The sequence below is a fragment of the Rahnella perminowiae genome (genome assembly GCF_019049755.1).
Lineage (GTDB): Bacteria > Pseudomonadota > Gammaproteobacteria > Enterobacterales > Enterobacteriaceae > Rahnella > Rahnella perminowiae.
Map to the genome: position 1 here is coordinate 1 of NZ_JAFMOS010000465.1, position 10,598 is coordinate 10,598.

Sequence of the window (10,598 nt, forward strand, 5' to 3'; positions counted from 1 at the left end):
ATCATAGGCCGGGGCTTTTAAAATCAATCAGCTGTTTTATCTGAAAATAATCAGGAAACGTCAGCTTCCGTATTGACCAGAGCAGGCTGTTCAGCGGCAAATCCACGCAAACCAACGACGTGTACATGCTCATTATTGCCAAAGACTTTACGCACCAGTTTATACGTCGTCCCTTTTTCCGGGCTGATGTTTTCCGGTGCTGCGATAATCAGTTGCATTTCCAGACGGTCGCAAAGCTCAAACAGTGTGGCAATAGATTTCGCATCCAGACGCGCGGCTTCATCGAGGAACAGCAGACGACAAGGCGAAATATCCTTTCCTCGCATACGGCTCGACTCATCTTCCCAGCTCTGAACAACCATTACCAGAATCGACATACCGGTACCGATCGCTTCACCTGTTGACAGCGCCCCGCTTTCTGCGCGCAGCCAGCCATCCGAACCCCGGTTTACTTCCACTTCCATTTCGAGATAGTTGCGGTAATCCAGAAGTTCTTCGCCAATAGTTTGCGGTGTGCGCTGACCCATATCAATTTGCGGGTTCAGACGCTGATAGAGTTTCGCCAGCGCCTCCGAGAAAGTCAGACGGTTGCTGCTGAACAGGTCCTGATGCTGTTCCTGCTGTTCAGAAAGCACATCCAGCAGTCCCGCATGCGCTTCACGCACGTTCACATTCAGACGGACGCTTTTCACCTGACCAAACGCCACTGCCTGCAGCCCCTGGTTAAGCTGACGAATACGATTTTGTTCGCGCTGAATGGTTTTGCGGATGATATTTGCCACGCTGCGGGAACTGATCGCCAGTTGTTGCTCACGGGCTGTCAGCTCTTCGGTCAGACGTCCCAGCTCGATTTCCATCTGTTCAATCGCTTCAACCGGATCATCGGTACGAATAATATCCTGGCGGATACGTTCGCGCAGATGCTGATAGACGGCAATATAGAACTGGATTTTGCGCTCAGGGCGTTTCGGATCTTCGGACAGACGCAGCACATCGCGCAGATGTTCGTTATCAGACACCGCCAGACGCAGCGCACCCAGGGATTTATCTGACATGGAACGCAGTTCGTCGCCATCCATATAAGCCAGCTCACGGCGGTGCAGACGACGTTCAACACCATTGTCTTTCACCAAACGCATCACCGCACACCAGCCCGCTTTTGCGGTCACAACCTGTTCGCGGCTCTGATGATAATCACGCTCAAGTTTGCGCAGTTTCTTCTGCAGGTTATCCATTTCTGCTTCGCAGAAGGTGATTTGCTTTTCAAGCTGATTACAGCGCGCACGGTTAGTACTGAGCGCGCTGTGCAGTTCGTCACGGCGGGTTTTGGCGCGTGCTTCCGCATTGGCATCCGCCTGAACGCCGATATCCTGTAATTCCTGACTCAGTTCCTTGAGCATATCGCGTTTGGCATCGAACGAACTTTTCAGCGAGGCCAGAACCTGACTGTACTGCGTCAGTTGCGTCTGATGCTGACGCATTTGTTCACGGGCGCGTGTACGTTCTGCTTCCGCATGTTCCAGACGCTGACGCAGTTTATCATTCAGGTCGCTGTTTTCATTGAGCATACCGGCAGAGTCGGTATAACTGAAGTGAGCACGGCGCTGAACCACTTCGGTCAGGGCAAATGCCTGCTGCTTCGCCAGTCGCTGTACATGCTGCGCCTGGGCGTAATCTTCTTTCAGTTGCTCATGCCGTTCCGGGTCGCTTTGCAGCACCGATACCAGCGGTTCCAGCTTGCTCAGTGAAACACCGTGCTGCTGAATGAAACGGGCGCAATCCTGCGCCTCTTCCATCTCTTCACGAATTTCTTCGACCCGATCAATCAGCGTCTCATCGCATAGCAAACCGACACGCGGCTGCAATTTATTGAGCATGCCGATAGCATCTTTCGCCTGCTCATATTGCTGGCGCTGTTGCTGATTTTGGCCTTCATGCGCATTAATGGCGCGTTCCAGCTCACCGCGGCGTCCGCTCAGGGTACGGATTTCAGCTTCAGGATCGGCATCGAACGCCACGGCTAAATGGCTGCCGATAAAGCGGCTGAACGCCTGATGTGCGCGCTGAATTTTCTGCACATCAAACGACAATGTCGCATAACGTTCTGACAGGCTTTCGCGTTCTTTATGCAGGGTTTCCAGACGGTTCTCACGCGCCGCACGGCCAAACAACGGCACTTGCGGGAAGTGAGAATAACGCCACTGACGATCACCCGTTTTAACCAGTACCGCACCCTGCATTTCTTCCACTTCGAACACGTTGTCATCAAATGACTGCGGATCCCCTTCGATGAGATAGAGATCTTCCGGGCAATCATCCAGACCGTCAAGTTGGTCGCGGATCAGAGATAAATCAGGTACCACAATTGCGTGACGGGACGGACCATACAATGCGGAGAAGTAAGGCGCATCGTCGATGGTGACATCGTCGTAAATTTCCGACAACAATACGCCACCGAAACGTTCTGCCAGCGCGATCATGCGGGAATCTTCCGCACCACTCGGCTGGCTGAGGCGGGTAATTTGCCCTTCAATGCGACGTTTGCGGGCAGCCACTTCGTCACGCTCAACTGTCGTTTCGCGTTCCGTTTCCAGAAGTTGCTGCATGTATTCGGTCACCTGCTGGCTGCTTTCCAGCGGTTCCTTACTTTGCTCGCTTAACTGACTGAGTGCTTCCTGCGCGGCCAGCCAGACGGGGGCACGGGCGGTCAGTTCACGAATGCGCGACTGGACACGTTCAAGCTCCTGGCGCATTTCCATGCGACGTTCACCTGCCTGCGACACCACACCCTGTAATTCTTCAATCTGAACTTCCAGCTCACGCTGCATTTCGTCCAGATCTTCAGGGTGCACATCCTGCCCCGTACGTTTGCAGAATTCCTGCAGCTGACGCTCAGCATCCTGCTGCTCACGCAGGCGGCCTTCAAGTTCGGACAACCGCATGCGCAGCGGTTCGACACGCTCAGCCTGATGCTGCCGGGAAGACCAGTCACGCAGTAATTCACGTGCCGTCTGCCAGGCTTCACTGCGGCTCACTTCACCGGCGATTTTCACCACCAACTGATAAGCGGTTTCAAACTGATTATGGGCGGCAGAAGCAACACTCATCTTCTGTTCCAGCATCAACAGGATTTCAGTGGCTTCCTGTTCTTTGCCCTGGAACGTTTCCAGCCATGTTTCGCTATTCTGAATGCTCAGATCGGGGATCTGACACAAGTCGCGCGCACGTTCAATCGCCTGTAACGCCTGCTGATACTGGATCGCACGGGTCTGCTGAACATCCAGCGCCTGCTGGTAATCGGCCAGCTGGCTTTTCAGCTCATCCACTTCCTGTTCAGCGGCCTCAGCGCGTGCTTCATATTCGGCGTGCTGCTCGCTGGCTTCGGCCACCACTTCGTTCTGCTCTTCCAGACGATACGTCAGCTCTTCGAGGTCACTTTCATAACGCTCGATTTTTTCCTGCTGACGCATCGCCGTCTGAACCAGACTCAGATGATCGCTGGCGGCCTGATAATCGGTTTCCAAATCGCTTTGCGAACCACTTTGTTCGGCCAGCTCACGCGCCATTTCGACATGACGATATTGTTCGCCGGATAACTGCTTGCGGCTGCTAAACAAATCATTACGCAGCACAAGCGCACCATCGAGATGAATGCGGCGCTCATTGGCATGACGCATATAGTCTGCGGCTACGTAAGACGTTGCTTCAGAAATCAGATGCTTAAACAGATCGCGGTCAGATTGCGTCACGCGGATCGCTTCCAGCGTCATGCGGTTTTCACGCAGCGCCGCTTCCATATCCTGGAAAGCTTTACGCACACCACTGTTTTCCGGCAACAAATAGTCGCGCAGGGAACGAGTGATGGCACTGGAAATACCGCCGTAAAGTGAGGCTTCAATCAGACGATAAAATTTACTGCGGTCGGATGCTGAACGTAAACGACGCGGAATCACACCCAGATCAAACATCAGGGCATGATAATCAGTAATGGAGTTGAACTGCTTGAACTGTACGCCTTCCATTGCCTCAACGCGATCTTTCAGCTCCTGCAAAGGCAGCACGCGGGCCTGACGTTCGCCGACCGTCTCGGTCAGCATTTCTGTCGGATTCACCGCAACCGGCAAACCCTGAATGGTGAAAGGTTTGATATCGACTTTACGGTCACGGCCGGCGACCTGCTGCAGGCGAACCCCCACAACAATGCGCTGGTGACGCGAGTTCACCACATCCAGAACCGAGTAACAGACACCCGCACGTAATTTACCGTGCAGACCTTTATCACGTGAACCGGAGGTGGCGCCCGCTTCCGTTGTGTTACGGAAATGCAGTAACGTCAGATCGGGGATCAGGGCGGTGACGAAAGCCGCCATTGTGGTGGATTTACCCGCCCCGTTGCCGCCGGAAAGCGTGGTGACCAGTGAATCAAGGTCAAACGTACGGGCGAAGAACCCGTTCCAGTTAACCAGCGTCAGTGAGCGAAATTTACCGCGTTCAATCATTCCTGTTCATCCTCTGCGCTCTCATGCCCTTGCTGCCCTGCCAGCGGTTCGCCGTCCTCACTTTCGTCATTCAGTGACAGCGCGCTGTCGACAGGCATCGCTTCACCGTCGCGGATCATCCGCAACTGTGCTTCGCGCGCATCATCGCCGCTGCGGACATCCGCACCAAAACGGAATACCGCTTCGGTGATACGGAACTTGCTGCTGTCAACACCCATGAAATACACCATACCCAGACGGCGCAGGCGATTGAGCGACGTACGAACTTTGTCCTGCAACTTCTGGCGATCCAAATCTGAGCCGGTTGAGCGCTGATTGACGTATTTGAGTAATTTACTTTCATCCGCCAGGCTCAGTAATTCGTCGTACAGTTCCTGCTGAGTAAAAATCCCCTCATGCGCCAGACGTTCCGGGCTCAGATACAAATAGCAAAGAATTTTCCCCACCATCATATCCAGTTCAGATAACACTGAACGCGGGATAAGCGTGGTCGAGCGCGGACGCAGATAGAAAAAACCTTCCGGTGCCCGGATTAATTCCACATTGTAGCGGCTGTAAAAGAGTTCCATTTCTTCCTGATAATCCATCAGAAAAGCATGGTTATCCAGTTCATCAATGCCAATATGACGGCCAGAACGCAGCTGACTGTCGAGAGCAGGAAACACTGAGTTTGCCAGTGCCTGCGCCAGCTTAGCTGGCATTATGTGTTCAATATTTGTCGATGACATGGGCCTGCACCTTGGCTCCGTAATCATTGATTGCCTGCCATTCAGCATGCAATCCTGAAAAATCTGCTTCAGCCACACCAAGGCGCACGGCCTGGTCGACCACAATTCGCGCGACATCAAAATGTCGGGCACGCGGATACTGTTTAAGGTATTCGCGCATTACCATGCCCAGATTGAGCGGCGTTTTTTGTTGCTGATAAACCTGTAAGGCCTGTTCAATCAATGCCGCAAGTTGTTCGCGGATTTCGTTAAACTCTTCAAACTCAAGATCTGGCGGAAGTTCGCCGGTCACTTCTTCGCTACGCAGGGCCAGTTCTTCATCACGCATATCCAGCAGACGATCGGCATTGGCGAACGTCAGCGTCCACGGCTGATCAAAGTAGTTCTGCACCGACTGGCGCAGACGTTGCGCAAACACCCGGTTTTTATCCATATCGATGGCGGTACGGATAAATTTATGCACATGGCGGTCATAGCCAATCCACAGGTCAATTGCCTGCTGACCCCAGCTGGTAATACGGTCGAGTTTGTTCTGCAAGTCGAAAACCAGTTTGTCGACAAAGCTCAAATCGAGTTCGACCATCGTGGCATCCTGAATACGCATAAGATGCGCCTGTAACAGGTTACCGGCGGCTTCTAACGTATCCTGCAATTCACGCAGCGTGCCCGAGGTTTCTGACAGGAGGATTTCACAACTGGAAATTGCCGCGCGCCAGTCTTTATTCAGCAACGCGGCAATGTCATCTTTCACGCCCTGCTGCTGTTCGTCCATGACCCTTTGCGTCATATCGATGCTGTCAAAAATTTCAGCAACGGAGTATTTCAGTGGCGCGTAAACATTGCGATGCCAGTGGAAATCATCGCCACCCTCTTCGGCTGCATCCGCCGCACGCTTGAGTTCCTGCGCCACAATCGACAATTGCATAGACAACCGCAACGTAGAGAATTCACGCTGGCGGATGTAATAATCTGAAATGCCGATCGCCAAAGGCGTCAGGCGATAGATAGCATTACCGTCAGCCAGTTCACTGACGAAACGGTTGAGCAAACGCTGACGCACCATGTCATTGATGGCATTATTGGCACGTACGGTGATGGTTTCGTTTGTCTGCTCAAATCCCTTGCTGACGTGACGAAATGCATCGACCAGTTCACCCTCACTCATTTCCCCATCAAGGCGCTCGCTGTTTAATGTGGCAATCGCCAGAAGAAAAGCCAGCCGCTCCGTTGGCAGCGAAATTGAGAAATCATTTTTTCGTGCCCAGGCGACCAGTTCGGGTACAGTCTGGGAAAATTCGCTCATAATTCGTCCTTCAGAATGGGTTTGTGCGCCATCACGTGGATGTAACGTCCCAAACTAACAAAAGGTTCCTGGCGGCAATAACGCTGCTCCAGCGCCAGAAGCTCGTCAAAATCCTGTTTATGTTGTTGTCTGTTTCGCAAATAATCATGGAACACTCTAACACCGGTCTTGCCGCTGATCTGCATTCCAAGTTCTTCCAGCCACTGATAAACCTGAGCCGGTTCCAGTGGATGATCGGGTAGCAGGGAGCTTTTTTTGATTTTTGGCACACCGGCTTCAACATGACCGAAATTGCCGAGGATCATATGCCGCATGACCAGACCGTGGATATTGTAAAACATCAGCGATAATGCCCCGCCCGGTGCCAGGCAATCTACCAGCGCAGCCATTGCCTGCTGTGGCTCTGCCAGCCATTCGATGACCGCATGGAACAATATCAGATCAACCGGTTGTTCCAAATGTTCGGCGATATTCTGAGCCGGACATTGTACAAATTGCATGTTGTTGCTCACACCTTTTTCCAGCGCAGCAGCCTCAGCGCGCCGGATCATCTCACCGGAAAGATCACACAACAAGACCTTATGTCCTAAAGCAGCCAGTTCGCAGGCCATTTGTCCTTCCCCGCCGCCCGCATCAAGGATACGCAATGGCCGCTGAGGCAAAGTCTGTAATAAATCATGCAAATCCTGACCCAGCACAGCCTGACGGATACGTCCCTTTGTTGTGCCGTAGATATTGCGCGAGAATTTCTCGGCCATATCGTCGAAATTACGATCCTGCATGAAATGAACCCTGCTTCTGAAAACAATTTGGTGAATGATGGCTGTGCGGCAATGCCGGGTGAAGTGCTATTTTGGCACAGGCTGGCATAGAATAAATCATCCTGACGCGGATTCACGCCCGGATGTCGTTTTTTCACCCAAAAGGATCGGTTTCTGATGTTATTTACCCTAAAAAAGACGCTGGGAGGCCTGCTATTACCTCTGCCATTTATTCTGCTTCTCATGGCGATAGCACTGGTATTGCTGTGGATAACCCGGTGGCAAAAAACCGGAAAAGTGTTTTTTTCACTGAGTTGGCTGCTTCTGTTGCTGCTCAGCCTGCAACCTGTGGCGGATAACCTGCTCCGCCCCATTGAATCGGTCTACCCGACTTATCAGGCTGACGGCCATGCGCCGGTAAAATATGTCGTCGTACTGGGTGGGGGTTATACCTATAATCCGGCGTGGGCACCGAGTTCTAATCTCATCAGTAACAGTCTTCCTCGCGTGGCCGAAGGGATCCGCATTTACCGGGCAAACCCCGGTTCGAAAATGATCTTCACCGGTGCGCGGGCCATGACCAATCCGGTGAGCAGCGCTGCGGTTGCCGGAAAAGTGGCGGAGAGTTTAGGTGTGCCGCAAAGCGATATTATTTTACTCGACAGGCCACGGGATACACATCAGGAAGCTTTACAGGTGAAAGAAATGCTGGGAGAGCAGCCCTTTGTGCTGGTGACATCGGCTAATCATCTGCCGCGGGCGATTATTTTTTTCCGGCAACTGGGACTGAATCCTATTCCGGCACCGGCAAATCAACTTGCGATAGATTCCCCGCTCAATCCGTGGGAAAAAGCATTACCACAGGCACTGTTCCTGTCTCACAGTGAGCGGGCATGGTATGAAACGCTGGGGCGCATATGGCAATGGATGACACTGCCGGCACCCGCTGCGAAGCCGCTCAGTTAAGCCACGGCAACAGTTGTTGTCGTGCATAATCGAACTGACGGCGATCGAGCTTGCCGGTATGGATCAGATGTGCGACAGATTCCCACACCAGATACAACCAGCGACGGGCAAGGAACGTTTCCGAAACGGGTGCTTTGTGGAGATAACCAAACAGCAGTTGCTCGCTCATTCCTTTTTCCCACAATCTGAAGAGATCAAACTCGCGCGGCGCCCATAACACGGTGCCGGGATTAATCATCGCCAGTAACTGATCGCTGCGCGGATCTTTGAGCATGCTGCGTAGCGAAAGATTACCGTGAACCAATACCGGTGTATCGTCAAATCCTTCAAACAACGCAGGGATACAGGCACGGGAACGGAAAAGCAGCGTACGATCTTCAGGGGTGAGTTCAGGGGCCTGTAAATGGGATAACGTTGCCCACAATACTTCGATCCTCTGCGGGTACCAATTTTCCCAGCGATTTTCCTGAGTGCTGTCTACCGAACCGACACAACCGTGACTGTCAATCCGGTGCCACGCCAGCATCGCCTCGACAATTTGCTCCTGCAGTATTTGCCAGCGCTCAGGAGTACGTGTTGGTGCTTCCGCCGATACGCCGCGCAGACGCTCAATGAGCAAGATTTCCTGATACGGTTTCTGATGCGTGGTGACCATGCCATAAACCGCCGGCACCCGTACCACGCCTTCCCGTGCCAGCATGGATAATTTATAAGCCTCCTGCCCGGCGATTCCCTGACAGACAAAACTCTTCGCCATCAATGGCATCGCATAACCCTGCTCATCATAGAGAGAGAAAAGATGCGCATAAGGCTGCTCACTGACACATTCGAGACGGGATAAACGCTCGCCCAGCACAATACTCAATTCGGCTTTTAGCTGTTCCATAACGTGTTCGCAGTGACAAATAAATTAACGTTTATGATGAAAGCTTCAGGAAAGGATTACCCCGTGTCAGATCAAATAAAAACCGGATAGTCAGGACAGAAACAGGAAGGCAGTACGCAAAACGAAAAGAGAACAGAAATGACAAAACGGAATGCCGGAACATTCCGCTTTTATGAGCACTTATACCTTGTCGGATCAGGAATTTTTATGGCCCAAAATCACGCGCACACGTTCCAGATCCTCAGCGGTATCAACACCCACAGAAGGAATGGCCTTCGCTACATCAACGTGGATTTTTTCACCGTACCACAGTACCCGGAGTTGTTCGAGTAATTCAATGTGCTCCAGTTTAGTCGGTTCCCATTTCACATACTGGCGAATGAAACCGGCACGGTAAGCATAAATACCGATATGACGGAGGAAGACATCACCGACTGTTTCTTTCGACACGGCAAAACGTTCACGTTCCCACGGAATGGCAGCACGGGAAAAATACATGGCATAGCCTTTGGCATCCCGAACCACTTTTACCGCATTCGGGTTAAACGCTTCTTCCGCTGTTTCAATCGGCACAGCCAGTGTCGCCATTCCTGCTTCACTGTTTGCCAGATTATCCGCCACCTGACGGATAATAACAGGCGGGATCAGCGGCTCATCACCCTGCACATTGACGATGATTTCATCATCAGCAAAGTGACATACCTCGATCACTTCAGCCAGACGTTCGGTGCCTGACTGATGGTCAGCTCGTGTAAGGCAAACTTCACCGCCAGCAGCTTCAACCGCCGCCACAACGTCAGGATGATCTGTCGCAACAATTACACGTTTAGCCCCGGACTCCAGTGCACGCTCCATCACATGCACAACCATAGGCTTACCGTTGATATCGGCCAACGGCTTACCCGGTAAACGGCTTGACCCGAAGCGGGCCGGGATGATGGCAACAAAACTCATGGGTGTGTCTCATCAACAGAAAGCGGTCGGGCCTCGTTTTCTAATAATACGGGAATCCCCTCACGCACTGGATAAGCCAGGCTGTCTGCCTTACACACTAATTCCTGCGACTCTTTATTAAAGTAAAGCTTCCCGTTACAGACGGGGCACGCAACGATTTCAAGCAAACGGTGGTCCATAAATTCCTCCCGGAGGCGAATACACCGCATTTTCAGCAAGGTGCAACGCAAAAAAGCATTGGAAACACAACATAGCGGTTCAAGAGAATAGCATAACGCCGCACCGCACGTTAATTCTCACTGATCCTCAAATACGGCCTCAAAAAGTTACGTTTTTGTAAAAAAATATCTTCGTGGGAGGATTGCGTTGCCCAATTTGTGGGAGTAGAATTTTTTCTGTGATGCAAGTCACACTATCAACCCTAAACATGAGCTCTAAAAATGAAAACCATTAACAAAATCATCGCTATGTTCGCTAACTTCAGCCACTAAGCTGAATGTC

8 protein-coding genes are annotated in these 10,598 nt (G+C 52.0%); 1 reads left to right on the forward strand and 7 read right to left on the reverse strand.

The annotated features are described in order from the left end of the window. Positions 1-50: 50 nt before the first annotated feature. The 4 genes from mukB to cmoM are packed head-to-tail and all read right to left on the reverse strand — an operon-like array spanning position 51 to position 7,312. The gene (gene mukB / locus J1785_RS08330; protein ID WP_217219210.1) at positions 51-4,499 is read right to left on the reverse strand and encodes a chromosome partition protein MukB; all 4,449 of its coding nucleotides are present in this window, start codon (positions 4,497-4,499) and stop codon (positions 51-53) included. Continuing rightward, positions 4,496-5,227 carry a chromosome partition protein MukE gene (gene mukE, locus J1785_RS08335; protein WP_129952500.1) on the reverse strand — a complete coding sequence of 244 codons (732 nt, stop codon included), beginning with the start codon at positions 5,225-5,227 and terminating at the stop codon, positions 4,496-4,498. Before mukE ends, mukB begins: the two co-directional genes overlap by 4 nt. Then, positions 5,208-6,530, reverse strand: a complete 1,323-nt coding sequence (gene mukF, locus J1785_RS08340) for a chromosome partition protein MukF (protein WP_129952499.1) — start codon at positions 6,528-6,530, stop codon at positions 5,208-5,210. The genes mukE and mukF overlap by 20 nt, the downstream gene beginning before the upstream one ends. Further along, positions 6,527-7,312, reverse strand: coding sequence for a tRNA uridine 5-oxyacetic acid(34) methyltransferase CmoM (gene cmoM, locus J1785_RS08345; RefSeq protein ID WP_129952498.1), 786 nt, complete (start codon positions 7,310-7,312; stop codon positions 6,527-6,529). The genes mukF and cmoM overlap by 4 nt, the downstream gene beginning before the upstream one ends. Before the next feature lie 156 nt (positions 7,313-7,468). Between cmoM and elyC the strand changes: the two genes are divergently transcribed. After that, positions 7,469-8,257, forward strand: a complete 789-nt coding sequence (gene elyC / locus J1785_RS08350; protein WP_217139097.1) for an envelope biogenesis factor ElyC — start codon at positions 7,469-7,471, stop codon at positions 8,255-8,257. Here the strand turns inward: elyC and J1785_RS08355 are convergent. The 3 genes from J1785_RS08355 to J1785_RS08365 form a co-directional block, all read right to left on the reverse strand. After that, positions 8,250-9,143 (reverse strand): YcbJ family phosphotransferase, encoded by an 894-nt coding sequence (locus J1785_RS08355; RefSeq protein ID WP_129952496.1) that lies wholly within the window; start codon positions 9,141-9,143, stop codon positions 8,250-8,252. The genes elyC and J1785_RS08355 overlap by 8 nt on opposite strands. Before the next feature lie 195 nt (positions 9,144-9,338). Beyond that, complete coding sequence (kdsB, locus tag J1785_RS08360; RefSeq protein WP_129952495.1) at positions 9,339-10,097, reverse strand: 3-deoxy-manno-octulosonate cytidylyltransferase; 759 nt, start codon at positions 10,095-10,097, stop codon at positions 9,339-9,341. Continuing rightward, positions 10,094-10,276 (reverse strand): Trm112 family protein, encoded by a 183-nt coding sequence (locus J1785_RS08365; RefSeq protein ID WP_013574842.1) that lies wholly within the window; start codon positions 10,274-10,276, stop codon positions 10,094-10,096. Before J1785_RS08365 ends, kdsB begins: the two co-directional genes overlap by 4 nt. Positions 10,277-10,598: the final 322 nt, after the last annotated feature.

Excerpts from the sequence above, each read along its gene's own strand:
- mukB (WP_217219210.1), bottom strand. The coding sequence starts at position 4,499 with ATGATTGAACGCGGTAAATTTCGCTCACTGACGCTGGTTAACTGGAAC.
- mukE (WP_129952500.1), bottom strand. The coding sequence starts at position 5,227 with ATGTCATCGACAAATATTGAACACATAATGCCAGCTAAGCTGGCGCAG.
- mukF (WP_129952499.1), bottom strand. The coding sequence starts at position 6,530 with ATGAGCGAATTTTCCCAGACTGTACCCGAACTGGTCGCCTGGGCACGA.
- cmoM (WP_129952498.1), bottom strand. The coding sequence starts at position 7,312 with ATGCAGGATCGTAATTTCGACGATATGGCCGAGAAATTCTCGCGCAAT.
- elyC (WP_217139097.1), top strand. The coding sequence starts at position 7,469 with ATGTTATTTACCCTAAAAAAGACGCTGGGAGGCCTGCTATTACCTCTG.
- J1785_RS08355 (WP_129952496.1), bottom strand. The coding sequence starts at position 9,143 with ATGGAACAGCTAAAAGCCGAATTGAGTATTGTGCTGGGCGAGCGTTTA.
- kdsB (WP_129952495.1), bottom strand. The coding sequence starts at position 10,097 with ATGAGTTTTGTTGCCATCATCCCGGCCCGCTTCGGGTCAAGCCGTTTA.
- J1785_RS08365 (WP_013574842.1), bottom strand. The coding sequence starts at position 10,276 with ATGGACCACCGTTTGCTTGAAATCGTTGCGTGCCCCGTCTGTAACGGG.